Origin of the sequence: Congregibacter litoralis KT71 (genome assembly GCF_000153125.2) — a bacterium.
Classification (GTDB): Bacteria; Pseudomonadota; Gammaproteobacteria; order Pseudomonadales; family Halieaceae; genus Congregibacter; species Congregibacter litoralis.
The window spans coordinates 3,659,668-3,683,715 of record NZ_CM002299.1 but is presented as its reverse complement, the minus strand read 5'-3'; the positions used below and the strand labels follow the sequence as shown (position 1 = coordinate 3,683,715).

The 24,048-nt window shown below is 54.7% G+C and carries 23 protein-coding genes; 15 read left to right on the top strand and 8 right to left on the bottom strand.

Features of this window, described 5'->3' with window-relative positions:
- Nucleotides 1–259 precede the first annotated feature (259 nt).
- Nucleotides 260–943 carry an IS6 family transposase gene (locus KT71_RS16715; RefSeq protein WP_008294166.1) on the top strand — a complete coding sequence of 228 codons (684 nt, stop codon included), beginning with the start codon at nucleotides 260–262 and terminating at the stop codon, nucleotides 941–943.
- 309 nt (nucleotides 944–1,252) lie between these two features.
- Here the strand turns inward: KT71_RS16715 and KT71_RS16710 are convergent, their stop codons facing one another.
- From KT71_RS16710 to KT71_RS16700, 3 genes are read right to left on the bottom strand one after another with little or no spacing between them, the layout of a single operon-like run.
- A complete protein-coding gene (locus KT71_RS16710; RefSeq protein WP_084567015.1) occupies nucleotides 1,253–2,251 on the bottom strand; it encodes an IS110 family RNA-guided transposase in 999 nt (332 codons plus the stop codon).
- A gap of 12 nt (nucleotides 2,252–2,263) precedes the next feature.
- Nucleotides 2,264–3,541: an ISL3 family transposase gene (locus KT71_RS16705; RefSeq protein ID WP_023660030.1), complete on the bottom strand. Its 1,278-nt coding sequence runs from the start codon at nucleotides 3,539–3,541 to the stop codon at nucleotides 2,264–2,266.
- 12 nt (nucleotides 3,542–3,553) lie between these two features.
- On the bottom strand, nucleotides 3,554–4,591 hold the full coding sequence (locus KT71_RS16700; RefSeq protein ID WP_023660248.1) for a permease: 1,038 nt from the start codon (nucleotides 4,589–4,591) through the stop codon (nucleotides 3,554–3,556).
- A gap of 105 nt (nucleotides 4,592–4,696) precedes the next feature.
- Here KT71_RS16700 and KT71_RS16695 point away from each other — a divergent pair, with 105 nt between their 5' ends.
- Nucleotides 4,697–5,011 carry an ArsR/SmtB family transcription factor gene (locus KT71_RS16695; RefSeq protein ID WP_008294170.1) on the top strand — a complete coding sequence of 105 codons (315 nt, stop codon included), beginning with the start codon at nucleotides 4,697–4,699 and terminating at the stop codon, nucleotides 5,009–5,011.
- 103 nt (nucleotides 5,012–5,114) lie between these two features.
- Here KT71_RS16695 and KT71_RS16690 read toward each other — a convergent pair whose 3' ends face one another.
- Both KT71_RS16690 and KT71_RS20625 read right to left on the bottom strand, forming a co-directional pair.
- Entirely contained in the window at nucleotides 5,115–5,936 is an 822-nt protein-coding gene (locus tag KT71_RS16690; RefSeq protein WP_023660247.1) for a multicopper oxidase domain-containing protein, read from the bottom strand.
- 72 nt (nucleotides 5,937–6,008) lie between these two features.
- The gene (locus KT71_RS20625) at nucleotides 6,009–6,368 is read right to left on the bottom strand and encodes a hypothetical protein (protein ID WP_008294172.1); all 360 of its coding nucleotides are present in this window, start codon (nucleotides 6,366–6,368) and stop codon (nucleotides 6,009–6,011) included.
- A gap of 347 nt (nucleotides 6,369–6,715) precedes the next feature.
- On the opposite strand from KT71_RS20625, the gene KT71_RS16685 reads away from it, so the two are divergent.
- The 7 genes from KT71_RS16685 to KT71_RS21455 all read left to right on the top strand — a co-directional run bounded on the left by KT71_RS16685 (nucleotide 6,716) and on the right by KT71_RS21455 (nucleotide 12,760).
- Nucleotides 6,716–7,495 carry an outer membrane lipoprotein-sorting protein gene (locus KT71_RS16685; RefSeq protein ID WP_023660246.1) on the top strand — a complete coding sequence of 260 codons (780 nt, stop codon included), beginning with the start codon at nucleotides 6,716–6,718 and terminating at the stop codon, nucleotides 7,493–7,495.
- A 2-nt stretch (nucleotides 7,496–7,497) separates the two neighbouring features.
- Nucleotides 7,498–8,718: an ABC transporter permease gene (locus KT71_RS16680; RefSeq protein ID WP_023660245.1), complete on the top strand. Its 1,221-nt coding sequence runs from the start codon at nucleotides 7,498–7,500 to the stop codon at nucleotides 8,716–8,718.
- Complete coding sequence (locus tag KT71_RS16675) at nucleotides 8,718–9,941, top strand: ABC transporter permease (RefSeq protein WP_023660244.1); 1,224 nt, start codon at nucleotides 8,718–8,720, stop codon at nucleotides 9,939–9,941. Before KT71_RS16680 ends, KT71_RS16675 begins: the two co-directional genes overlap by 1 nt.
- Nucleotides 9,934–10,665: an ABC transporter ATP-binding protein gene (locus tag KT71_RS16670; protein WP_008294176.1), complete on the top strand. Its 732-nt coding sequence runs from the start codon at nucleotides 9,934–9,936 to the stop codon at nucleotides 10,663–10,665. The genes KT71_RS16675 and KT71_RS16670 overlap by 8 nt, the downstream gene beginning before the upstream one ends.
- Entirely contained in the window at nucleotides 10,640–11,899 is a 1,260-nt protein-coding gene (locus tag KT71_RS20805; protein ID WP_023660243.1) for a hypothetical protein, read from the top strand. The genes KT71_RS16670 and KT71_RS20805 overlap by 26 nt, the downstream gene beginning before the upstream one ends.
- Before the next feature lie 11 nt (nucleotides 11,900–11,910).
- The gene (locus KT71_RS16660) at nucleotides 11,911–12,507 is read left to right on the top strand and encodes a TetR/AcrR family transcriptional regulator (RefSeq protein ID WP_008294178.1); all 597 of its coding nucleotides are present in this window, start codon (nucleotides 11,911–11,913) and stop codon (nucleotides 12,505–12,507) included.
- 103 nt (nucleotides 12,508–12,610) lie between these two features.
- On the top strand, nucleotides 12,611–12,760 hold the full coding sequence (locus KT71_RS21455) for a helix-turn-helix domain-containing protein (protein ID WP_084567013.1): 150 nt from the start codon (nucleotides 12,611–12,613) through the stop codon (nucleotides 12,758–12,760).
- 42 nt (nucleotides 12,761–12,802) lie between these two features.
- Here the strand turns inward: KT71_RS21455 and KT71_RS16655 are convergent, their stop codons facing one another.
- Together KT71_RS16655 and KT71_RS16650 are read right to left on the bottom strand one after the other, a co-directional pair.
- Nucleotides 12,803–14,080, bottom strand: coding sequence for an ISL3 family transposase (locus KT71_RS16655; RefSeq protein WP_023660242.1), 1,278 nt, complete (start codon nucleotides 14,078–14,080; stop codon nucleotides 12,803–12,805).
- A gap of 12 nt (nucleotides 14,081–14,092) precedes the next feature.
- On the bottom strand, nucleotides 14,093–15,127 hold the full coding sequence (locus tag KT71_RS16650) for a permease (protein ID WP_000098298.1): 1,035 nt from the start codon (nucleotides 15,125–15,127) through the stop codon (nucleotides 14,093–14,095).
- A 111-nt stretch (nucleotides 15,128–15,238) separates the two neighbouring features.
- Between KT71_RS16650 and KT71_RS16645 the strand changes: the two genes are divergently transcribed.
- From KT71_RS16645 to KT71_RS16630, 4 genes are all read left to right on the top strand, one after another.
- Complete coding sequence (locus KT71_RS16645) at nucleotides 15,239–15,553, top strand: ArsR/SmtB family transcription factor (protein ID WP_008294170.1); 315 nt, start codon at nucleotides 15,239–15,241, stop codon at nucleotides 15,551–15,553.
- A gap of 220 nt (nucleotides 15,554–15,773) precedes the next feature.
- Entirely contained in the window at nucleotides 15,774–16,976 is a 1,203-nt protein-coding gene (locus KT71_RS16640) for an efflux RND transporter periplasmic adaptor subunit (RefSeq protein WP_008294933.1), read from the top strand.
- 19 nt (nucleotides 16,977–16,995) lie between these two features.
- Entirely contained in the window at nucleotides 16,996–20,163 is a 3,168-nt protein-coding gene (locus tag KT71_RS16635) for an efflux RND transporter permease subunit (RefSeq protein WP_022960604.1), read from the top strand.
- A gap of 187 nt (nucleotides 20,164–20,350) precedes the next feature.
- Nucleotides 20,351–21,136 (top strand): TolC family protein, encoded by a 786-nt coding sequence (locus KT71_RS16630; RefSeq protein ID WP_238549435.1) that lies wholly within the window; start codon nucleotides 20,351–20,353, stop codon nucleotides 21,134–21,136.
- A 153-nt stretch (nucleotides 21,137–21,289) separates the two neighbouring features.
- On the opposite strand, the gene KT71_RS16625 is transcribed toward KT71_RS16630, so the two are convergent.
- Nucleotides 21,290–21,604 carry an ArsR/SmtB family transcription factor gene (locus KT71_RS16625; RefSeq protein WP_008294170.1) on the bottom strand — a complete coding sequence of 105 codons (315 nt, stop codon included), beginning with the start codon at nucleotides 21,602–21,604 and terminating at the stop codon, nucleotides 21,290–21,292.
- Between the two features lie 111 nt (nucleotides 21,605–21,715).
- On the opposite strand from KT71_RS16625, the gene KT71_RS16620 reads away from it, so the two are divergent.
- Both KT71_RS16620 and KT71_RS16615 read left to right on the top strand, forming a co-directional pair.
- Complete coding sequence (locus KT71_RS16620) at nucleotides 21,716–22,750, top strand: permease (RefSeq protein WP_000098298.1); 1,035 nt, start codon at nucleotides 21,716–21,718, stop codon at nucleotides 22,748–22,750.
- A 12-nt stretch (nucleotides 22,751–22,762) separates the two neighbouring features.
- Complete coding sequence (locus KT71_RS16615) at nucleotides 22,763–24,040, top strand: ISL3 family transposase (RefSeq protein ID WP_023660030.1); 1,278 nt, start codon at nucleotides 22,763–22,765, stop codon at nucleotides 24,038–24,040.
- Nucleotides 24,041–24,048 lie beyond the last annotated feature (8 nt).

Sequence of the window (24,048 nt, the reverse complement as noted above, 5' to 3'; positions counted from 1 at the left end):
GTAAGAAATAGCGTTTCATGCGAAGTCAAAAGCCGCTCTTCCCCTTATGTCCCATACGTACTGGAACAACAACATGAGCCAGAAAGTAATCACTGCGTTTCTTGCAACATTAGTCCTCACAGCCTGTGGTGGAGGCGGCGGAGGTGGCGAAACCAGTCCATCGACTGCTCCGCCAACGACATCTACGCCGCCTCCGTCCACTGGTGGCGGTGATACGGTACCGCCAACTTAACTGCCCCCAATTCGCTAGACTCGGCGCATGAACATCTACAAGCGCCACCGATTCCCGCCCGATATCATTTCCTACACTGTTTGGCTTTACTATAGGTTCAATCTCAGCCACCGGGATATTGAAGATCTGCTGGCAGAACGTGGCATCACAGTAAGTCGCGAATCAATACGTCTCTGGTGCAACAAGTTCGGCGCCATTTACGCTAGAAGATTGAAACGAAAGCACCGGGGCTATGGCGACACGTTCTACATCGACGAAGTCTTCGTAACGATCAATGGCAAGCAACAATATCTCTGGAGAGCCGTCGATCAGGACGGCGAAGTAGTTGATGTTTATCTGCAGACTAAGCGTGACGGCGCTGCGGCTAAACGCTTCTTCAAACGCCTATTGCGAAGCCACGGAGGGGAGCCCAGGAAAATCGTCACAGACAAGCTACGCAGCTATGGCGTTGCTCACAGAGAGTTGATCCCTGAGACAGTCCACATTACCGAGCAGTATGAGAACAATCGGGCAGAGCAATCGCATGAAACGACCCGAGCTAGGGAGCGAGGGATGCGGCGATTCAAATCCGTTGCCCAAGCTCAACGATTTGTTGCGGCGCACGCTGCCGTATTCAATCTCTTCAACCTCGGGAGGCATTTAGTTGGGGCAGGGCATTATCGAAATCTTAGGATCAGTGCGTTCAATGAGTGGAGTCAGGCAGTCGCTTGATCTCAGACAGCGGATTTCTGTGATCTGGCGAAGTTAACTTGCCATATATGAACCACCCCCTTTTGCAAGCTGATTTGCGATGGATGTCATAGGTTTGAGTTGCAGTCATATATTCGGCGTGCAAGCACAAGCTTGTGCCCTGATGTAAATCCGCGCTCCTCCACCTCATCAATACCATGGCCTCAAGGGGCCGTGACAACTTCCAGGTTCTAAAAGAGCCGGTGCAACCTATAGACCATCATTCAAATCAACTGTAGCAAACTCGTGATAATTTTCGGTTGGTTAATGGAAGCTATTTGATATTGCGTATCAAGCAGCGGTTGCGTGTTGTCCGTAGTTAAAGCTTTCCCCCGTAGCTAACATCGACCAGATAATCCTGGCATTTTTATTGGCCAAGGCTACCGCGGCCTTGTTGTGACTCAGCGTCGCCTTTTTCCTACCCACCCAGCGGGTATAGTCGTTATCCTTGTCTTTGTAGTGGCTTAATACTGCCCTTGCCCCGTGGATCAACAGCGTACGTAAATAGCGGTCACCTCGTTTACTGATCCCCAGCAGCACCCGCTTGTCTCCGCTGGAAGACTGCCTCGGCACCAGCCCTAACCAGGCTGACATGTGGCGGCCGTTGCGGAATTCTTTGGGGTCGGGGACGGCTGCGACAATGGCTGTGGCCGTCAGTTCACCCACACCCGGGACCTTCAGGATGCGCTGGCAGCGCTCGTTCTGACGGCATAATTGCCGGATCCTTGAGTCCAGGTTTTTCACTCGGACTTCGATATCGACCAATTCCTCATAAAGCCCCTGCATCGACTCGCGTGATGAGGGAGTCAGCTCGTTATCACTGTCGGCAATGGCCGCGCAGAGTGACGATTTGACGCTTGCAGCGCCAGGACGAAGAACGACACCGTACTCTACGCATAAGCCTCTGATCTCGTTGATTAGCGCTGTTCGGTTCTTAACAACCCGAGTGCGTATTCGATGAATTGATTGTATGTCCTGTTGTTCAACCTGCTTGATCGGCACAAAGTTCATTGAGGGTCTACTGGCTGCCTCCACGATCGCCTCGGCATCGTTAGCGTCATTCTTGTTTGTTTTAACAAACGGTTTTACGAACTGAGGGCTGATTAACTTCACTGAATGCCCATTGCCTTGAAACACGCGGGCCCAGTAGTTAGCTCCGCCGCAGGCCTCCATCACAATGGTGCATGCGGGTAGATTTGCGATATGGGCAGCTAGTTCGCTTCTGCTCAGACGTTTCTTATAAAGGGTATACGGATTTAATGGTTGATGGGGCACCTTCACCCCATCAATCTGATACCACCCTCAGATGGTTGATAGATCGACTCCGTAGTTGAGTTCCTCTGCGAAGTCCGGCAGTCCGTAACCGATGGTTTTCTTGTAGAAAGGAGAGACCTTCGCAGTCGGTGCCTTCTTCTTGTGCTTCGTGGTGTAGAGCATTCGTGCCCGCATCACCTCGAAGGAGTAACCGCGCCCTTCACGGTTCTTGTCCTTGGCCAGTCGGTTGATGGACTCCGTGTAAGCGTTGGTGACGGGCATGTCCGTCTCGAAGTAGGTCATGGTCTCTTCGCGCCAGTTTCCCACTGCCCTGACCAGATCGCTCCAGACTTCCTTTTGGCCCTTCGGGATGGTGGCTATCCACTCGTCCAGGGCGGCTTCTGCCTGGAGCCGTGGGGTGGCGTCCCAGATGCCGTAGAAGCGCTCCTTGTGCTCGTAGGCGGCCAGCAGTTGCGGGAACGCGCCTGTCCAGGTCTCCATGATGAGGCGCTCCCGGTCTGAGACTTCGTGAGCGCGTTTCAGCAGGATTTTCCGGTCTCCCTTGAGAGTCCGGCTCTGGGACGGTTTCAGCTCCTTTCTGAGGCCCTTGCGCACTCTCTCTAGGGCATCGTTGGCCATGCGCACCACATGGAACTTATCGACCACGATACGGGCCTGGGGCAGCACAGCCTTGACCGCTGCCCGGTAGGGGTTCCACATGTCCATGCTGACGATCTCGACCTTCTGCCGGTCTTTCAGCTTCATCAGGTAGTTGGTCACCACGTCCTGGCGGCGGGTGGCCAGCAGGTCGAGCAGGGTTCGCTCCTCAATGTTGGTCAGAATGCAGCGGTAGCGCTTGTTCAGGTATAGCTCGTCAATGCCCAGGATGCGGGGCGTCTCGAAGCGGTGCCAGCGCCCCAGGAACTCGGCGCGGGCGTTGAAGATGTCGCGCACCGTCTTCTCGTCCAGGCCGGTCTGTGCCGCCACAAAGGTGTAGGGGTGGTTGAAGGATTCCTTCTCCACGTACTCATGCAGCCGCAGTGTCATACGGAATCCGTCCACCATCTCTGGTAGCTGGGGCCTGAATGTTGTCTTGCAGGCCCGGCAGGTGTATCGGCGGCGGACCACCCAGAGAGTGACCCGCTTGCCGTGGATGGGCAGATCACGATAGGGAACGTCACGCTTGCCGAACCGTACGAACTCACCCTGCACGCCGCACCCCTCGCAGGCTACTGGTGTAGGTGCTTCAAGCCGAAAATGTATGTCTTCATTCTGCTCATCAGAATCCACCAACTGGTACCCAGGAAGGCTTAACGAATTAATCATCTCCCGCCTTGATCAGAAAAACAGGTAGGTGGCGTAACCGGCAATCATCGCCATAGCAAAAATGACTGCTAAAAACGCCGCTAAAAGCTTCAGCGTGAACAAAGAGCGCAACAGAATGAGCTCAGTCAGGCTGGCTCCGGCACTGCCGATGATCAACGCTAGCACCGTCCCGGCACCCACGCCTTTGGCCATCAGAGCCGCTGCCAGAGGTATGACGGCTTCAGCGCGAATATACAACGGCACGCCGATGACAGCGGCAACTGGAATGGCAAAGGGATTATCTGGGCCTGCATACTGCTCCAATAAGTCAGTGGGCATGAAACCATAGATCACGCTGCCAATCGCAATACCGATGAGCAGGTAAGGCAACACATCGATAAAGTCCGACCAAGCTTCCCGCCACACACCACTGTACTTCCCTTCTTTCTTAACCGTGACAGTGGGTTGACTGTCACAGCATTCGCTAGACGTAGAGACTGTTGTCTTCCTATCAGCCCCGCAAGAAGCCGTCTTCGGAGTGGTGTCGCAGCTGTTGGTGCCGCAACTCGATGCGGTCGATGTAGCACTGCACGGGCTTGCTGATGAACTACATCCACTGCTCTCTTGTGTCGCCGTCCGGCGCACATAACGCTCGAAGCCAAGCGTGTGAAGCAGCCATCCGGCACCTACCGCGACCACCAAAGCGGCGAGCACATAGATAGCAGTAAGTGTCCATCCAAACGTGGCAACCAGCAGGCCGACGACGATAGGATTCAGCAACGGAGATGAGAAAAGAAACACCATCATCGGCCCAAAACCGGCCCGTGCCCGAATCAACCCTTTCAACATGGGGATAGTCGAGCAACTACAGAAGGGCGTTATAGCTCCTAAACCAGCAGCAAGAAAATAGCCTCGCTTCCCACTGGAAGTCAGTAACGCTTCCACCTTGGATGGTGGGATGTGACGTTGAAGAACTCCGACCAGCAAGCTAATGCCAATGAATAAAACCGATAGCTCGATAGCGAGAAAGGCGAACATGCCTAGAGCGTCTTGGAGTGAGATGACATTCAATATTACTCTATATTTCTAGTATGTCGAAATGATGTACGCAGCCTACTTGCGTTTATCCGACCTGTCAACTATAATTCTAGAAACATCGAATTATTGGGGCGTGCTATGGATCACGAAAAGGTTGCAGCCAGCTTAGCTGAGCTAGGGAATAGTCACCGACTGTCCGTGTTCCGCTTTCTGGTCAAAGCTGGCCATGATGGGGCTTCGGTCGGAGATATCCAGAAGGGGCTGGGTATTCCTGCTTCGACGCTATCACATCACCTTGCGCGCATTGCCAAGGTAGGGCTGATCCGGCAGGAGAAACATAGCCGCACGATTGTCTGTATACCCGAGTATGGGCACCTAGAGAATTTGATCGGTTTCTTACAAGAGGAATGTTGTGCAGGTGTTCGGATTGCGCATGAACCAGAACCGCTTTGACGCTTGCCCAGCTCTCGCTGTCCTCCCTAGTCAGCATCGCTATGAAGACTCAGGCGAAGGTGGAAACAGAAAATTGGCAGTAGAGTAGGCTGAAGAGGATCAATCAGATAATCCGCTGAGAAAGATTTTCTTCTTTACATCTTTGGCATTTTATCAACCAGAAATTCCGGATACCCGGAAAAAAGCGTAGCCGCACTTTTTCTCCCGCCTTAAACAGTCCCGTCCAGTTCTGCTCCGGTGATTTACCGTTCATCAGGAAGGTATAGCCGGTAACATCCGAAAGGTCGGTGGGAAGCATTCGCATCTCTCCCCAGTCTTTGGCATTTTTCCAGGCAGCCGAGAAACCGTATTCGCTAACATCACTGAAAAAATCCCCCAGCGTGCGCCGGTCAAATTGGTAATACTCGGAAGACATTTTGAGATTGCCTAGAATCTGGTTGCCATCCTCTTCTTTGAAATCGGAGAGCAGCACCACATAATCCCGATCTGCCTTGATGTGGTCATTGCCTTTGGGCTTCACCACTAACGAACCATAGACACCTTCCTGTTCCTGCACATTAGAATGTGCATGATACCAGTATGTGCCTGTCTGACGAATTTTGAAGTGATAGGTAAAGGTTTCACCTGGCTTGATGCCTGGAAAGCCATTTAATCCTGGAACGCCATCCATTTCTCCTGGCAATAATATACCATGCCAATGGATAGACGTATCTTCATCCATATGATTGGTGACGGTAACGGTGACATCTTCGCCATCGTGCCAGGTTAAGGTTGGGCCAGGAATCTGACCGTTGATGGTAATTTTCTCGACCGCATTGCCGGTGATATTCACTTTCTCACGAGCAATATCGAGATGGTAAGAGCCTGCCCATGCTGTGGGAATGCCCAACAGAACAGTGCAGATTAAAAGTAAAAATAGTCTCATAATATCTCCTAATATTAATAGGTTCAGTGGCGCAGAAGCACCATCAATTAAACGCACTTGTGGCGTGAACGATTAGGAGAGTTGTTTGGGGGGCTGAAATACGCCTTCCGGCTGGCATGAGTGAACAGACTGTGTTCCGAAGGTTTGCACGGATGAGGCAACTTCACCTGCAGCAGAGGGTTGTTCCGGCATAGCGCTCATTTTTACGCAGTGCATACAACTGCACCCCTTACAATCCGCTTTCGTTTTAGTGTATTTCTCAGCCTTCTGATGGCATGGCATATCCATGTTGCTATCCGCATTATCATCCATCTGCATCTGCTTGGCAGAAGAATCCATTTTCATGCAGCAAGGCATAGCGGCATTTGCCACGCTACCCGTTACCAGCGCGAAGCAGACAAACAATAAGGATATGGCCTTCAAAATGCTCATATTTTTATTATAGGGCTATATTCTTAATATTCAACGTGATTAACGATAAATAGGCGTACGCTATCACATCGGTCTGTCAGCTGACCATGCCACGACATTCTTCAGCGCTCCTACCTCAATATCCAGACATGCGCCTTCCTCCACCTTTTCTATACTACCTCCATAATGCTTACCAAGCCTGCGTTTATTTCTTCGTAACTCGTTGACTTGCCATAAGACAGACGCTCATTTTTTACAGAATTTTTGTAAATGGCCAGGAAAATAAACTATAAATACATTGACCGACCGGACGGACTGTATTATAGTAGGCATAGTGCAATAAGCAAATAGAAAATGAGGAGAAATTGATGGTGCGTTTTTGTGTCTCCGAAAAATGGTTATCCGCAATGGCGGCTTTGTTCATCATGCTGGCCGGATTTTCCGTCCAGGCCGCCGATGCCGATCCGACGGCCCTGTTGCAGGCGGCATTTGATAACTGGCGGGGAAAATCCTCCGAGACCACAATCACCATGACGGTACATCGTCCGGAGTGGGAACGCACACTCACCATGAAAAGTTGGACGGAAGGCAATGACAACACGCTGGCTCGCTTCACGGCTCCTGCCAAGGATGCAGGCAATGCCACGCTCAAACTTGGCAGCAACACATTTGTGTATAATCCAAAACTGAATCAGGTGGTGAAATTACCTGCGTCTTTGCTCGCGCAATCATGGATGGGATCGGACTTTTCCTATAACGATCTGGCAAAAGCCGACGATCTGCTTACGCAATACACACATAAAACCATCGGCACTGAACGAGATGGCGGTCATACGATCTACACGATCGAGGCGATGCCAAAGCCTGGCGCACCGGTGGTATGGGGTAAACTCGAAGTCAAGGTGCGTGATGATGGCATCATGATGGAGCAGACCTATTTCGATCAGGATATGCACGTTGTTCGCGTGATGAAAACCGAGCGTATTGCCCCAATCGGTGGGCGGGATTATCCGGTGGTGCTGACCATGCACCCACGTGATAAACCAGAGCAATGGACGAAAGTCAAAACCATTTCCGCGACCTTTAATACGGAGATTCCAGCCTACGTCTTCACTCGCTCCAACATGCAAAATCCAAGGGGGCAATAACCATGATGCTACAACTTGCATGGCGGAATCTCTGGCGCAGACCGACACGCACGGTTTTAAGCGTTACCAGCATCACATTGGCCACGCTCCTGCTGGTGTTTATGCTGTCATTCCAGCTTGGCACCTATGACACGATGAAGTCCAACGCGCTGAAAATTTTCGATGGAATGGCACAGATTCAGCCAAACGATTATAAGGATGATCCGGATATTCGTAAGGTGATCGCCGCGCCGGAAGCTTTATCGAAAGCAGCGCTTTCCATTGGAGGAGTGACGGCGGCCAGCCCGCGTGCTTCCTCTTATGCGATTTTGGCTAACGGTGATCTGGGCTATGGTGCGGCCATTGCGGGCATCGATCCGGCACAGGAAAGCCACATTTCCACGCTTGCCGCGACCATTCGCAAAGGGCGTTACTTACGTGTCGATGATAGCGATGCCATTATCATGGGCGATGCGCTGGCACGGAACCTGAAGCTCTCCGTGGGTGATCGCGTCACGCTGCTCGGTTCAGCGATGGATGGCACGGTGGCAGCGGATAGTTTGGAACTCGTGGGAGTTTTCCAAAGCGGTCTGGCCGAGCTTGATCGCCAGCTGGCTGAGATACCTCTCGTGCGTTTTCAGGAAAGTTTTGCCATGGAAGATAAGGCCAACATAATCGTGCTTTCTGGACATGATCTGGCCTCTGTGAATGATGCACTGCCGCAGCTTGCTAAAGCTGCTAACGAAAGAGGACTGGTGGTCAGGGATTGGGGAGAGCTACAACCGGCCTTAAAAGAAGCCATACGGATGGATATGGCAACATCAAGTTTTCTCTACGCTACACTGGTGATTGTTGTCGTATTTATCATTCTTAACACCTTGCTGATGTCGGTACTGGAGCGCACCCGCGAGTTTGGCATGCTGATGGCGATTGGTATGCGGCCCGGTCTTGCAGCCCGTATGTTATGGCTTGAGCTCATTCTACTGGCACTGATCGGCACAGTGATAGGATTGATACTTGGCAGTACTGTGACGCTCTGGGCACAGAAAGCAGGTATTGTAATTGCCGGAACGGAAGGACTTCTGGCGATGTGGGGGTTGCCGGAACGCTTATATCCTGCATTGACAACGACCAGTGCGCTGGTTGGCCCGGTAGCGATTTTATTTTCCGTGGCACTGGGAGGACTGGTTCCCGTCACGCGCATTACCCGGCTTGAACCCGTAACTGCTATGAGAGAGGGATAATGCAAAATATTTCAATGTTATTGCCGCTTGCATGGCGTAATTTATGGCGCAACCCGCGCCGAACTTTCGTGACATTAGCTGTCGTGGTAGTGGGTTTATATTCAGTGCTGGTACTAGGCGCATTGCTGGATGCATGGGCAGAGTCCAGTCGGAATGTGAATTTGAATTTACTGACTGGTCACGGACAGATTCATGCGAAGGGTTATCTTGATGATCCAACCATCGCGCAGCGTATGAAGCTGCCGGACGATGCGCTGCTGGCCGAATTAAAAAAGCCTGATGTGCTGCATTGGGTAATGCGGGTGCGCGTTCCGGCGGTGATTCAAAGCGAATATAAAACTCTGCCGCTGACATTACTGGGGGTCAACCCACAAGCCGAAGCGCAGATCTCCACCATCCCGGAGCAGCTGGTCGAAGGGGATTATCTTTCTTCCTCCGATGATGCAGGAATCGTCCTAGGCCGTCATTTGGCGGATCGTTTAAAAACCCGGATCGGCAAACGGGTGGTGATTATGGCGCAGGGCAAAGACGGAAGCCTTGCCGAACGCGCCTATCAGGTGATCGGGTTGTTTGCTGGCAACCAGAATGCTGAGGATGCCTATGCTTTTACAGGCATGGCTACGGCTCAGGCCATGCTGAATATTGATAAAGATATTTCCGAGATCAGCTTTACGGTTACGGATGATGCGGCATTGGGTGGGATCATTGAGCGTTTACGTCATGCCGCACCCACACTCGATATAGAGCCATGGCAAACCTTGTCGCCGATGACCGAGGCTATCAACATATTGATGCATACGATGGTTTATATCTGGTTGTCGATTATGTGTGCGTTCATGGCGATCGGCATTGTCAATACCCAACTAATGGCGGTGTTTGAACGCACTCGTGAATTCGGGTTGCTACAAGCATTGGGGATGCGTCCACGTCAGATTTTGATTCAGGTGCTATTAGAGTCTGCCATGTTGATTGGTATTGGTGTAACGATAGCAATGGTCACAGCAACGCTTACCATTATAGCATTACACAATGGCATTGACCTAACGCTCCTTGCACGGGGGGCAGAATATTTAGGAGCCGGACACATGCTCTATCCAAAGCTGTCACTGGCTCAATTTATTTCTCTTTCATTCATTGTGTGGGTGCTGGGTATCGCCATTGCGTTGTGGCCAGCCTACCGCGCCTCACGTGCTAACCCAGTGGAGGCCATGCATTATGCCTGATAAAAATAAACATTCAATCGTATCCTGTCGCAAGGTAACAAAGACCTATCGAGTAGGAAAAGTAGAAGTCCATGCCCTGAACGGTGTTGATCTGGATATCGCCGCCGGTGATTTTGCCACGCTTGGCGGGCCGTCTGGGTCAGGCAAGACCACACTACTGAATATGATCGGTGGGCTAGATACATTAACCAGTGGCATGATTACTCTTGATGGCAACCATCTGGGTGACTTGGATAAGGCGCAGCTGACGGATTTACGTTTGCGTAAGATTGGCTTCATTTTTCAATCCTATAACCTTATTCCAGTGCTGTCGGCAACAGAAAATATCGAATTTACCCTGCAGCTAATGGGCATGCCGGAACAGGAGAGGCGTGATCGCTCATACGCCATGCTAAAGGAAGTTGGACTGGAGGGGATGGAAACCCGTAGACCATCTTATCTTTCGGGTGGTCAGCAGCAGCGCGTGGCAGTAGCGAGGGCGCTGGTAACCAAACCTGCAATTGTGCTGGCTGATGAGCCAACCGCCAATCTGGATTCCAAAACGGCGGAAGAACTGATTGCACTGATGTCACGACTGAATAGAGAATCAGGTGTGACATTCTTAATCAGTACCCATGATGCTAGAGTTATCGCACGTAGTCGCCGTCATATTGAAATGACGGATGGGCAAATCACCAGCGATACATACCAGGAGGAACATGCAGAAACTTCCTCTCACGCTTAAACTCTGTACTGCCTGTGCATTATTCATGGCATCACCGGCTTTTGCCGAAAGCCTAACCGACGATATCCACGGGCGGCTGCAGTTGACCGGGCAAATGGATGCTACCGACAACGACAGCTTAAGCGCCTCACTTGGTGAGCAGTATCGCAAGGATGCCTATGCCGATCTGCGCCTGACATGGGAACCGCGCTGGAATAACTGGGATGCGACCTTCCATTATCAGGCCACCGCCGATGGCGGGAATGATGTGGCATATAGGCGAAAATCCGGTGCATCTTTCACCAGCGCACCGCCTTCCACCTTGTTCGATCTTTCCGGCACAATGCTCGATGAGAGCAATGCACTTGTAACGCATAAAATTGACCGCATGGCTATCGGTTACTCCACGCCAGGTTTTGTCATTCGAGTGGGTCGGCAGGCACTGACCTGGGGAGCAGGTAAAATGTTCCAGACTATGGATTTGGTTGGGCCGTTTGCACCCAACACAGTGGATACGGAATATAAGCCCGGTGTTGATATGGCTTATACGCAATGGTTATTTGACGATGGTTCGGATTTACAGTTCGTCGCCGCGCCGCGTGCCAGACGGCATGGCGATGAGGTGCGGTGGGATGCCAGCACGGTGGCGCTGCATTACCGCCGGGCTTTTGGTGACATAGGCACAACCTGGCTGCTGTCTCACGATTACGATAACTGGGTGGCAGGCCTAGGGTTAAGCGGCCCGCTATACGGTGCCAGCTGGAATATTGAGGTAACACCGACTTTCGATGTGGCGGGTAATACCAAATTCTCCGGTTTGGCAAATATCGATTATGCCATGCTGCTGTTTGGAGAACGCAATACCACACTATTTGCCGAGTATTACCATAACGGCTTCGGTGTAGGCGGTGACACCCAGGTCTATGACCAGCTGCCCGCTTATCTGACCGAACGGCTGGCGCGTGGGCAGGTCTTCAACATTTCGCGCAATTACCTCTCCAGTGGCATGACGGTGGAATGGACGCCACTGCTGAAATTTTCCCCCAGCCTGATCGCCAACCTGGACGATACCAGTTTTTATGCCAGTACCGAGGCCAATTACTCGCTAGGCGACAATACCACGCTGCTGGTGGGAGCGCAGACACCAATCGGCCCTGCAGGTACCGAGTATGGGGGTATTTCACTTTCCGGCGGCACAGCGCCCTATGTTGCGCCGTCTTCTATGATTTATGTGCAGCTGCGACAATATTTTTAAGGAGTATAAGGGTGAACACACGCAAGGAACAGGCAGAACATACCAAGCAGAAAATACTGGAAGCAACGTACAGCATTGTGCGTGATGAAGGTATTCATGCGCTTTCCTCGCTCAAGATCGTGGAGATGGCCGGTATCAGTAAAGGCGGATTTTTCCACCACTTCCCGCAGATTGAGGATTTATACCTCTATATGCTCGACCAGCTCATGCAGCAATTTGATGAAGATCTGTCGCCAAAGAAATTTAAAACCGTTCGGGAATTTATACGTTCCAGCACCAACTACATTATAGAGATGCTGGAGGCATCGCCCGAAAACGTCACCACCCTGTTTTATTTCTTAAGCCAAAGCGGGCATAAGCCGGAATATAAAAAGCGGATTGAAGCAATGCTGGGCGGTATGTTCGCTCGCTGGGCGAACGATATTTCCCATTTCTGTTCGCCGAAACTCTCGCCCGCGCACAAAGATCACATCATCCGTATTCTTGATATGCATTTCATTGGGTTCAGTTTTCATTATCTGATTTTGGGCAACAAAACCCTTTACCGCAAAGTCTCCGATGATTTCGCCGATATGCTCACCGCCTTTATCGACAAGGAGGTGTTATGAATAGCGCCAGACTAAGCAATAGAAGGTGGATAATTTCGCATCAAAAACGGTTCTTTAGTGTTGTGACACAAGCCAATGAGGTAACTGAAAATGGCTGGTGATCATGACGTATTTTGCCCATTTGAGAACATTCATTCATGTATATCGATCAGGCTCACACAACAAGGCCAGCAAGGTGCTTGGCTTAAGCCAGCCCACCATCTCCAAGCAGATTTCCGCACTTGAACAACAATTTGGGGGTATACGGATTTAATGGTTGATGGGGCACCTTCACCCCATCAATCTGATACCACCCTCAGATGGTTGATAGATCGACTCCGTAGTTGAGTTCCTCTGCGAAGTCCGGCAGTCCGTAACCGATGGTTTTCTTGTAGAAAGGAGAGACCTTCGCAGTCGGTGCCTTCTTCTTGTGCTTCGTGGTGTAGAGCATTCGTGCCCGCATCACCTCGAAGGAGTAACCGCGCCCTTCACGGTTCTTGTCCTTGGCCAGTCGGTTGATGGACTCCGTGTAAGCGTTGGTGACGGGCATGTCCGTCTCGAAGTAGGTCATGGTCTCTTCGCGCCAGTTTCCCACTGCCCTGACCAGATCGCTCCAGACTTCCTTTTGGCCCTTCGGGATGGTGGCTATCCACTCGTCCAGGGCGGCTTCTGCCTGGAGCCGTGGGGTGGCGTCCCAGATGCCGTAGAAGCGCTCCTTGTGCTCGTAGGCGGCCAGCAGTTGCGGGAACGCGCCTGTCCAGGTCTCCATGATGAGGCGCTCCCGGTCTGAGACTTCGTGAGCGCGTTTCAGCAGGATTTTCCGGTCTCCCTTGAGAGTCCGGCTCTGGGACGGTTTCAGCTCCTTTCTGAGGCCCTTGCGCACTCTCTCTAGGGCATCGTTGGCCATGCGCACCACATGGAACTTATCGACCACGATACGGGCCTGGGGCAGCACAGCCTTGACCGCTGCCCGGTAGGGGTTCCACATGTCCATGCTGACGATCTCGACCTTCTGCCGGTCTTTCAGCTTCATCAGGTAGTTGGTCACCACGTCCTGGCGGCGGGTGGCCAGCACGTCGAGCAGGGTTCGCTCCTCAATGTTGGTCAGAATGCAGCGGTAGCGCTTGTTCAGGTATAGCTCGTCAATGCCCAGGATGCGGGGCGTCTCGAAGCGGTGCCAGCGCCCCAGGAACTCGGCGCGGGCGTTGAAGATGTCGCGCACCGTCTTCTCGTCCAGGCCGGTCTGTGCCGCCACAAAGGTGTAGGGGTGGTTGAAGGATTCCTTCTCCACGTACTCATGCAGCCGCAGTGTCATACGGAATCCGTCCACCATCTCTGGTAGCTGGGGCCTGAATGTTGTCTTGCAGGCCCGGCAGGTGTATCGGCGGCGGACCACCCAGAGAGTGACCCGCTTGCCGTGGATGGGCAGATCACGATAGGGAACGTCACGCTTGCCGAACCGTACGAACTCACCCTGCACGCCGCACCCCTCGCAGGCTACTGGTGTAGGTGCTTCAAGCCGAAAATGTATGTCTTCATTCTGCTCATCAGAATCCACCAACTGGTACCCAGGAAGGCTTAACGAATTAATCATCTCCCGCCTTGATCAGAAAAACAGGTAGGTGGCGTAACCGGCAATCATCGCCATAGCAAAAATGACTGCTAAAAACGCCGCTAAAAGCTTCAGCGTGAACAAAGAGCGCAACAGAATGAGCTCAGTCAGGCTGGCTCCGGCACTGCCGATGATCAACGCTAGCACCGTCCCGGCACCCACGCCTTTGGCCATCAGAGCCGCTGCCAGAGGTATGACGGCTTCAGCGCGAATATACAACGGCACGCCGATGACAGCGGCAACTGGAATGGCAAAGGGATTATCTGGGCCTGCATACTGCTCCAATAAGTCAGTGGGCATGAAACCATAGATCACGCTGCCAATCGCAATACCGATGAGCAGGTAAGGCAACACATCGATAAAGTCCGACCAAGCTTCCCGCCACACACCACTGTACTTCCCTTCTTTCTTAACCGTGACAGTGGGTTGACTGTCACAGCATTCGCTAGACGTAGAGACTGTTGTCTTCCTATCAGCCCCGCAAGAAGCCGTCTTCGGAGTGGTGTCGCAGCTGTTGGTGCCGCAACTCGATGCGGTCGATGTAGCACTGCACGGGCTTGCTGATGAACTACATCCACTGCTCTCTTGTGTCGCCGTCCGGCGCACATAACGCTCGAAGCCAAGCGTGTGAAGCAGCCATCCGGCACCTACCGCGACCACCAAAGCGGCGAGCACATAGATAGCAGTAAGTGTCCATCCAAACGTGGCAACCAGCAGGCCGACGACGATAGGATTCAGCAACGGAGATGAGAAAAGAAACACCATCATCGGCCCAAAACCGGCCCGTGCCCGAATCAACCCTTTCAACATGGGGATAGTCGAGCAACTACAGAAGGGCGTTATAGCTCCTAAACCAGCAGCAAGAAAATAGCCTCGCTTCCCACTGGAAGTCAGTAACGCTTCCACCTTGGATGGTGGGATGTGACGTTGAAGAACTCCGACCAGCAAGCTAATGCCAATGAATAAAACCGATAGCTCGATAGCGAGAAAGGCGAACATGCCTAGAGCGTCTTGGAGTTGAGATGACATTCAATATTACTCCTATATTTCTAGTATTGTCGAAATGATGTACGCAGCCTACTTGCGTTTATCCGACCTGTCAACTATAATTCTAGAAACATCGAATTATTGGGGCGTGCTATGGATCACGAAAAGGTTGCAGCCAGCTTAGCTGAGCTAGGGAATAGTCACCGACTGTCCGTGTTCCGCTTTCTGGTCAAAGCTGGCCATGATGGGGCTTCGGTCGGAGATATCCAGAAGGGGCTGGGTATTCCTGCTTCGACGCTATCACATCACCTTGCGCGCATTGCCAAGGTAGGGCTGATCCGGCAGGAGAAACATAGCCGCACGATTGTCTGTATACCCGAGTATGGGCACCTAGAGAATTTGATCGGTTTCTTACAAGAGGAATGTTGTGCAGGTGTTCGGATTGCGCATGAACCAGAACCGCTTTGACGCTTGCCCAGCTCTCGCTGTCCTCCCTAGTCAGCATCGCTATGAAGACTCAGGCGAAGGTGGAAACAGAAAATTGGCAGTAGAGTAGGCTGAAGAGGATCAATCAGATAATCCGCTGAGAAAGATTTTCTTCTTTACATCTTTGGCATTTTATCAACCAGAAATTCCGGATACCCAATTTTATCAACCGGGTTTCGCCATCCCTTCGAGACTGAAAACAATGAGCACATTGCCTTACCTTGCGGTCCTGCCTTCCTGGCGCCGCGCCTTGCCGTTAGCTGCGGCGAGCTTGCTGGCGCTGTCCCTGGCTGGCTGCAATAGCGACGCCGCCGACGCGGTCGCCGCCCCTCCACCCACGGTCAGCGTGGCACCTGTGTCGGTGCGCAAGATCGTCCTATGGGATGAGTTCAATGGCCGCGTCGAGGCGGTGGAAAGCGTTGCGCTGCGGCCACGTGTGAGTGGCTACATCGACAGGGTCAATTACGAAGAGGGCCAGATCGTCAAACGTGGCGACGTGCTGTTCGAGATTGACGCTCGCAGTTACCGTGCTGCTCTGGCTCGCGCGGAAGCAGACTTGGCCCGCGCCCGCACGCAGGCCGCACTGGCACGTAGCGAAGCGGCCCGTGCTCAAAAGCTGGCTTCGTTGCAAGCAGCCTCCACCGAGGAGTTGGAGCAGCGCCACGCCGCCGCCGATCAGGCCCAAGCCAACGTGCAGTTCGCCCAAGCCGCAGTCGAGACCGCCAAGTTGGATCTGTCGTTCACCCAGGTACGTTCGCCCATCACAGGCCGCGCCGGACGTGCACTGGTCACGGCAGGCAACTTGGTGAGTGCTGACGGCCAGGCCAGCATCCTGACCACCGTAGTCTCGCTGAACCCGGTGCACGTGCATTTTGATAGCGACGAGCGTACCTATCTGCGCTACGCCCACATGGCTCGCAACGGAGAGCGCCCCGACCAGCGCAGCGAAAGTATCCCGGTGCAGGTGGGCCTGGTCGGCGAGAACGGCTATCCACACGCCGGAAACGTGGACTTCGTGGACAACCGTGTCGATGCGGCCACCGGCACCATCCGCGCACGCGCCACCCTGGTCAATCCCGACGGCCTGCTTACGCCGGGCCTCTATGCCCGAGTGCGCCTGCCGGGTAGCGGCAGTTTCGAGGCCATGCTGATCGACGACAAGGCCATCCTGACCGACCAGAGCCGCAAGTACGTGTATGTGATCGATGAGAACAACACCGCCCAGCGCCGCGACATCACGCTGGGACGCAAGGCCGAAGGCCTGCGCATCGTCGAGGAAGGTCTAAATCCCGGCGACCGCGTGATCGTCAACGGCATCCAGAAGGTTTCTGTCGGCATGCCAGTGACGGCCCAGGACATTGAAATGGCGCCTGCAGGCCGACAAATCGCCCAGGCGAGCGAATGAGCGCGGAGAGCCAGCCATCATGAACTTTGCCCGCTTTTTCGTGGACAGGCCGATTTTTGCGGCCGTGCTGTCCATCATCATTTTCGTGGTTGGGTTGATCGCGATCCCGCTCTTGCCCGTCAGCGAGTACCCGGAAGTCGTGCCACCCAGCGTACAGGTTCGCGCCACGTATCCTGGCGCAAATCCGCGCGAAATCGCCGACACGGTAGCCGCACCACTGGAGGCATCCATCACCGGCGTGGAAAACATGCTCTACATGAAGTCCGTGGCCGGTAGTGATGGCGTGTTGGTGCTGACCGTCACCTTCCGTCCTGGCACCGATCCCGACGACGCCCAGGTCAAGGTACAGAACCGTGTCGCCCAGGCAGAGCCGCGTCTTCCCGAAGCGGTGCGCCAGCAAGGTGTGGTGACCGTCAAACAGTCCCACAACGAAACGCTGGTCGTGCAGTTGCGCTCGCCGGGCGATCGCTATGACGCGCTGTACCTGCGCAACTATGCCGTGCTCCATGTACGCGACGAGTTGGCACGCATCCAGGGGGTGGGCGATGCCAAGATCTACGGCTCTGGCGACTACGCCATGCGCTTATGGCTGGACCCCGACAAAATTGCGGCGCTGGGTATGACCGCCGGCGATGTGGTCGAAGCCGTGCGCGAACAGAACGTCCAGGTCTCGGCCGGTCAACTAGGTGCGCCGCCCAACCCCTCGGGAAGCGACTTCCTCCTGTCCATCAATGCGCAGGGCCGGCTGGTGACGGAAGAAGAGTTCGGCGACGTCATCGTCAAGACCGGATCGCAGGGTCAGGTCACCCGGCTGCGAGATGTGGCGCGCGTGGAAATGGACGCATCCAGCTACTCGCTGATGTCGTTGCTCAACAACAAGCCTGCTGTCGCGATCTCTGTCCTTGAAGCCCCGGGCGCCAATGCCATCGAAATCTCGGATCAAGTCCGCGCGAAGATGGACGAGTTGGCCAAGCGCTTTCCCGAGGGAGTGGAATGGTCGGTGGAGTATGACTCAACTGTCTTCGTGCGTCAGTCGATCAAGGCGGTCGTCAACACTCTGCTGGAAGCCATCGGACTGGTGGTGCTGGTGGTGATCTTGTTCCTTCAGACTTGGCGTGCCTCCATCATCCCACTGCTAGCCGTGCCGGTGTCGGTGGTAGGCACCTTCGCCGTGCTGCTGATGCTGGGCTTTTCCATCAATACGCTCACGCTTTTTGGACTCGTGCTTGCCATCGGGATCGTGGTGGACGACGCGATCGTGGTGGTGGAAAACGTCGAGCGCAACATCGCCGAAGGGCTGGCGCCGCTGGCTGCGGCCCATCAGGCCATGCGCGAAGTCAGTGGCCCCATCGTCGCCATCTCGCTGGTGCTGTGCTCGGTATTCGTGCCTATGGCATTCCTGTCCGGCGTGACAGGGCAGTTCTACAAACAGTTCGCCGTCACCATTGCGATCTCCACGGTAATTTCGGCCATCAACTCGCTGACGCTGTCGCCTGCGCTGGCCGCGCGCCTGCTTCGCCCGCATGGTGCCGCGCCAGACCTGCCCACGCGGGTGCTGGATCGCAGTCTGGGCTGGATATTCCGGCCGTTCAACCGTTTCTTCCTGCGCAGCGCGGATGGCTATGGAAACAGCGTGTCGCGCATCCTCGGGCGGCGTGGTGCGGTGTTTCTCGTCTACATCGCGCTACTGGTGGCGACGGGAGCTGTGTTCAAGGCCGTCCCTGGCGGATTCATCCCCATGCAGGACAAGCTGTATCTCATCGGTGTCATCCAGCTACCCGAGGGTGCATCCCTGGAGCGCACGGAAGCGCTGGTCCGCCGTGTGAGCGACATCGCGCTCAAGACCGATGGCGTCTACAACGCCGTGCAGTTCCCGGGCATGAACGGCTTGCAGTCGACCAACACGTCCAATAGCGGCCTAGTGTATTTCGTACTCAAGCCCATCAATGAGCGCAAGCACACTGCAACCGAGATTGCGGAACAGTTGAACGAGCGCTTCGCTCAGGAGCAGGACGGTCTGGCCTTTGCCATCATGCCGCCCCCTGTCATGGGGCTGGGCGCGGGTTCCGGGTTCTCTCTTTACGTGCAGGATCGCAACCGTGAGGGCTATGCCGCATTGCAGACGGCGACCACCGAGCTGGCGACGGCCATCTCGCAAGAACCGGGATTCCAATATCCGATCAGTTCCTATCAGGCCAATGTGCCGCAGCTTGACGCCGTAGTGGACCGCACCAAGGCGAAGGCACAGGGCGTGGCCGTGACCGATCTTTTCGATACGCTGCAAGTGTACCTGGGTTCGGCGTATGTCAACGACTTCACGCGCTTTGGCCGCACCTTCCGGGTGATGGCTCAGGCGGACGCACCGTTCCGCAGTTCTGTCGAGGACGTGGTCAAACTGCGCACCCGCAACGCCAATGGCGACATGGTGCCCATCGGCAGCATGGTGGACGTGCGCAAGACATTCGGCCCCGATCCCGTCATCCGCTTCAACGGCTATCCATCTGCCGACCTGATTGGTGAGTCAGATCCGCGTCTGGTGTCGTCATCGCAGGCATTGCAGCAAGTGCAATCCATTGCAGACAAGGTGCTGCCGCCAGGCATGCAACTGGAGTGGACCGACCTCAGCTACCAGCAGGTCACGCAAAGCAATACCGCGCTGGTGGTGTTCCCGCTGGCGGTACTGTTGGTCTTCCTGGTGCTGGCGGCACTGTACGAAAGCTGGACGTTGCCGCTGGCCGTCATCCTGATCGTGCCCATGAGCCTGTTGTCGGCCATGACGGGCGTGTGGCTCGCGGGTGGTGACAGCAACATTTTCGTGCAGATTGGCTTGATAGTGCTGATTGGTCTGGCCTCCAAGAATGCCATTCTGATCGTGGAGTTCGCCCGTGAACTTGAGCGCAAGGGGCACAGCATCCTCGATGCCGCGCTGGAGGCATCACGCCTTCGTCTGCGCCCGATCATCATGACTTCCATCGCCTTCATCGCTGGCGTGGTGCCGCTGATGGTCGGTTCCGGCGCAGGCGCGGAGATTCGCCAGGTTATGGGAGTGACTGTGTTCGCCGGCATGCTCGGCGTGACCTTGTTCGGTTTATTCCTGACTCCTGTTTTCTACGTCGCGTTACGCAGGCTCGCGACGCGCAAGCCACGTCGCCAGGCAAATGTCGCCATGGAGGCCACCCATGTCTGACTCCACAAGGACTGATTCCGTCATGCTTCAAACGCCATCCCGCATCCGACCATGCCTACGTCGGATGCCACATCTGGTACTGCTCCCTTTGGTGGCGTTGACGCTGGCAGCTTGCGCAGTAGGGCCGAATTACAAGGCACCTGCCGCGCCCCAGGCAGTGACGTATGCCCGCCAAGACCCCGTTGCCGTGTCCCAGCTTGTACCGGAGGCCGATGCGCAATTCTGGCGGGAACTGGATGACCCGGTGCTGCACTCTTTGGTGGAGAATGCTCTTCACGCCAATCACGACATCCGCATAGCACTGTCGCGCTACGAGCAAGCCAGCGCACTGTCGCGCGAACGTCGCCAAGACTACTATCCGACGCTGGGCGCGTCCGGTGAAATCAGTACCCAGCGCGCCAGTGCTGCACAAGCACCGGATGCGTCCCGCTCCGACCGGGATAACGATCTGCATTCGGCTGGCCTATCCGTGATCTGGGAATTGGACTTCTTTGGCCGAGTGCGGCGCAGCGTGGAATCGCAGCGCGCCGAGACCGAGGCCAGCGCAGCCGACCTGGCGGGCGTACAAGTGGCTATGGTGGCCGAGTTGACCGACGCCTATTTCCGCTTGCGCGGCTTGCAAGTGCAATTACAGGTCGCGCGGGACAACGAAATCAACCAAGCCGATACGCTGCGGCTGATCGAGGTCTTGTTCGAGAACGGCCGGGGCACGTCGTTCGATGCCGACCGCGCCCGCACGCAATTGGCGCTGACACGCTCGCGCATTCCGCCGCTTGAAGCTGAGGCTGCTGTGGCCGCCCACCGCATTGCCGTGCTCACTGGCCGCACGCCTGCGGCGATGGCCGAAGTGCTGGATCACCCCGCAGCCTTGCCTGAGCTGCCCGCCCAGATCAACGCCGGTGCACCGGGCGATCTACTGCGTCGCCGTCCCGATGTGGCTGCGGCAGAACGGGTATCCGGAATTTCTGGTTGATAAAATGCCAAAGATGTAAAGAAGAAAATCTTTCTCAGCGGATTATCTGATTGATCCTCTTCAGCCTACTCTACTGCCAATTTTCTGTTTCCACCTTCGCCTGAGTCTTCATAGCGATGCTGACTAGGGAGGACAGCGAGAGCTGGGCAAGCGTCAAAGCGGTTCTGGTTCATGCGCAATCCGAACACCTGCACAACATTCCTCTTGTAAGAAACCGATCAAATTCTCTAGGTGCCCATACTCGGGTATACAGACAATCGTGCGGCTATGTTTCTCCTGCCGGATCAGCCCTACCTTGGCAATGCGCGCAAGGTGATGTGATAGCGTCGAAGCAGGAATACCCAGCCCCTTCTGGATATCTCCGACCGAAGCCCCATCATGGCCAGCTTTGACCAGAAAGCGGAACACGGACAGTCGGTGACTATTCCCTAGCTCAGCTAAGCTGGCTGCAACCTTTTCGTGATCCATAGCACGCCCCAATAATTCGATGTTTCTAGAATTATAGTTGACAGGTCGGATAAACGCAAGTAGGCTGCGTACATCATTTCGACAATACTAGAAATATAGGAGTAATATTGAATGTCATCTCAACTCCAAGACGCTCTAGGCATGTTCGCCTTTCTCGCTATCGAGCTATCGGTTTTATTCATTGGCATTAGCTTGCTGGTCGGAGTTCTTCAACGTCACATCCCACCATCCAAGGTGGAAGCGTTACTGACTTCCAGTGGGAAGCGAGGCTATTTTCTTGCTGCTGGTTTAGGAGCTATAACGCCCTTCTGTAGTTGCTCGACTATCCCCATGTTGAAAGGGTTGATTCGGGCACGGGCCGGTTTTGGGCCGATGATGGTGTTTCTTTTCTCATCTCCGTTGCTGAATCCTATCGTCGTCGGCCTGCTGGTTGCCACGTTTGGATGGACACTTACTGCTATCTATGTGCTCGCCGCTTTGGTGGTCGCGGTAGGTGCCGGATGGCTGCTTCACACGCTTGGCTTCGAGCGTTATGTGCGCCGGACGGCGACACAAGAGAGCAGTGGATGTAGTTCATCAGCAAGCCCGTGCAGTGCTACATCGACCGCATCGAGTTGCGGCACCAACAGCTGCGACACCACTCCGAAGACGGCTTCTTGCGGGGCTGATAGGAAGACAACAGTCTCTACGTCTAGCGAATGCTGTGACAGTCAACCCACTGTCACGGTTAAGAAAGAAGGGAAGTACAGTGGTGTGTGGCGGGAAGCTTGGTCGGACTTTATCGATGTGTTGCCTTACCTGCTCATCGGTATTGCGATTGGCAGCGTGATCTATGGTTTCATGCCCACTGACTTATTGGAGCAGTATGCAGGCCCAGATAATCCCTTTGCCATTCCAGTTGCCGCTGTCATCGGCGTGCCGTTGTATATTCGCGCTGAAGCCGTCATACCTCTGGCAGCGGCTCTGATGGCCAAAGGCGTGGGTGCCGGGACGGTGCTAGCGTTGATCATCGGCAGTGCCGGAGCCAGCCTGACTGAGCTCATTCTGTTGCGCTCTTTGTTCACGCTGAAGCTTTTAGCGGCGTTTTTAGCAGTCATTTTTGCTATGGCGATGATTGCCGGTTACGCCACCTACCTGTTTTTCTGATCAAGGCGGGAGATGATTAATTCGTTAAGCCTTCCTGGGTACCAGTTGGTGGATTCTGATGAGCAGAATGAAGACATACATTTTCGGCTTGAAGCACCTACACCAGTAGCCTGCGAGGGGTGCGGCGTGCAGGGTGAGTTCGTACGGTTCGGCAAGCGTGACGTTCCCTATCGTGATCTGCCCATCCACGGCAAGCGGGTCACTCTCTGGGTGGTCCGCCGCCGATACACCTGCCGGGCCTGCAAGACAACATTCAGGCCCCAGCTACCAGAGATGGTGGACGGATTCCGTATGACACTGCGGCTGCATGAGTACGTGGAGAAGGAATCCTTCAACCACCCCTACACCTTTGTGGCGGCACAGACCGGCCTGGACGAGAAGACGGTGCGCGACATCTTCAACGCCCGCGCCGAGTTCCTGGGGCGCTGGCACCGCTTCGAGACGCCCCGCATCCTGGGCATTGACGAGCTATACCTGAACAAGCGCTACCGCTGCATTCTGACCAACATTGAGGAGCGAACCCTGCTCGACCTGCTGGCCACCCGCCGCCAGGACGTGGTGACCAACTACCTGATGAAGCTGAAAGACCGGCAGAAGGTCGAGATCGTCAGCATGGACATGTGGAACCCCTACCGGGCAGCGGTCAAGGCTGTGCTGCCCCAGGCCCGTATCGTGGTCGATAAGTTCCATGTGGTGCGCATGGCCAACGATGCCCTAGAGAGAGTGCGCAAGGGCCTCAGAAAGGAGCTGAAACCGTCCCAGAGCCGGACTCTCAAGGGAGACCGGAAAATCCTGCTGAAACGCGCTCACGAAGTCTCAGACCGGGAGCGCCTCATCATGGAGACCTGGACAGGCGCGTTCCCGCAACTGCTGGCCGCCTACGAGCACAAGGAGCGCTTCTACGGCATCTGGGACGCCACCCCACGGCTCCAGGCAGAAGCCGCCCTGGACGAGTGGATAGCCACCATCCCGAAGGGCCAAAAGGAAGTCTGGAGCGATCTGGTCAGGGCAGTGGGAAACTGGCGCGAAGAGACCATGACCTACTTCGAGACGGACATGCCCGTCACCAACGCTTACACGGAGTCCATCAACCGACTGGCCAAGGACAAGAACCGTGAAGGGCGCGGTTACTCCTTCGAGGTGATGCGGGCACGAATGCTCTACACCACGAAGCACAAGAAGAAGGCACCGACTGCGAAGGTCTCTCCTTTCTACAAGAAAACCATCGGTTACGGACTGCCGGACTTCGCAGAGGAACTCAACTACGGAGTCGATCTATCAACCATCTGAGGGTGGTA

Coding starts and splice junctions, on each gene's coding strand:
- KT71_RS16685 (WP_023660246.1), top strand. CDS start 6,716: ATGGTGCGTTTTTGTGTCTCCGAAAAATGGTTATCCGCAATGGCGGCT.
- KT71_RS16675 (WP_023660244.1), top strand. CDS start 8,718: ATGCAAAATATTTCAATGTTATTGCCGCTTGCATGGCGTAATTTATGG.
- KT71_RS16640 (WP_008294933.1), top strand. CDS start 15,774: ATGAGCACATTGCCTTACCTTGCGGTCCTGCCTTCCTGGCGCCGCGCC.
- KT71_RS21455 (WP_084567013.1), top strand. CDS start 12,611: ATGACGTATTTTGCCCATTTGAGAACATTCATTCATGTATATCGATCA.
- KT71_RS16705 (WP_023660030.1), bottom strand. CDS start 3,541: ATGATTAATTCGTTAAGCCTTCCTGGGTACCAGTTGGTGGATTCTGAT.
- KT71_RS16680 (WP_023660245.1), top strand. CDS start 7,498: ATGATGCTACAACTTGCATGGCGGAATCTCTGGCGCAGACCGACACGC.
- KT71_RS16670 (WP_008294176.1), top strand. CDS start 9,934: ATGCCTGATAAAAATAAACATTCAATCGTATCCTGTCGCAAGGTAACA.
- KT71_RS16625 (WP_008294170.1), bottom strand. CDS start 21,604: ATGGATCACGAAAAGGTTGCAGCCAGCTTAGCTGAGCTAGGGAATAGT.
- KT71_RS20805 (WP_023660243.1), top strand. CDS start 10,640: ATGCAGAAACTTCCTCTCACGCTTAAACTCTGTACTGCCTGTGCATTA.
- KT71_RS16655 (WP_023660242.1), bottom strand. CDS start 14,080: ATGATTAATTCGTTAAGCCTTCCTGGGTACCAGTTGGTGGATTCTGAT.
- KT71_RS16695 (WP_008294170.1), top strand. CDS start 4,697: ATGGATCACGAAAAGGTTGCAGCCAGCTTAGCTGAGCTAGGGAATAGT.
- KT71_RS16635 (WP_022960604.1), top strand. CDS start 16,996: ATGAACTTTGCCCGCTTTTTCGTGGACAGGCCGATTTTTGCGGCCGTG.
- KT71_RS16690 (WP_023660247.1), bottom strand. CDS start 5,936: ATGAGACTATTTTTACTTTTAATCTGCACTGTTCTGTTGGGCATTCCC.
- KT71_RS16615 (WP_023660030.1), top strand. CDS start 22,763: ATGATTAATTCGTTAAGCCTTCCTGGGTACCAGTTGGTGGATTCTGAT.
- KT71_RS16620 (WP_000098298.1), top strand. CDS start 21,716: ATGTCATCTCAACTCCAAGACGCTCTAGGCATGTTCGCCTTTCTCGCT.
- KT71_RS16645 (WP_008294170.1), top strand. CDS start 15,239: ATGGATCACGAAAAGGTTGCAGCCAGCTTAGCTGAGCTAGGGAATAGT.
- KT71_RS16715 (WP_008294166.1), top strand. CDS start 260: ATGAACATCTACAAGCGCCACCGATTCCCGCCCGATATCATTTCCTAC.
- KT71_RS20625 (WP_008294172.1), bottom strand. CDS start 6,368: ATGAGCATTTTGAAGGCCATATCCTTATTGTTTGTCTGCTTCGCGCTG.
- KT71_RS16650 (WP_000098298.1), bottom strand. CDS start 15,127: ATGTCATCTCAACTCCAAGACGCTCTAGGCATGTTCGCCTTTCTCGCT.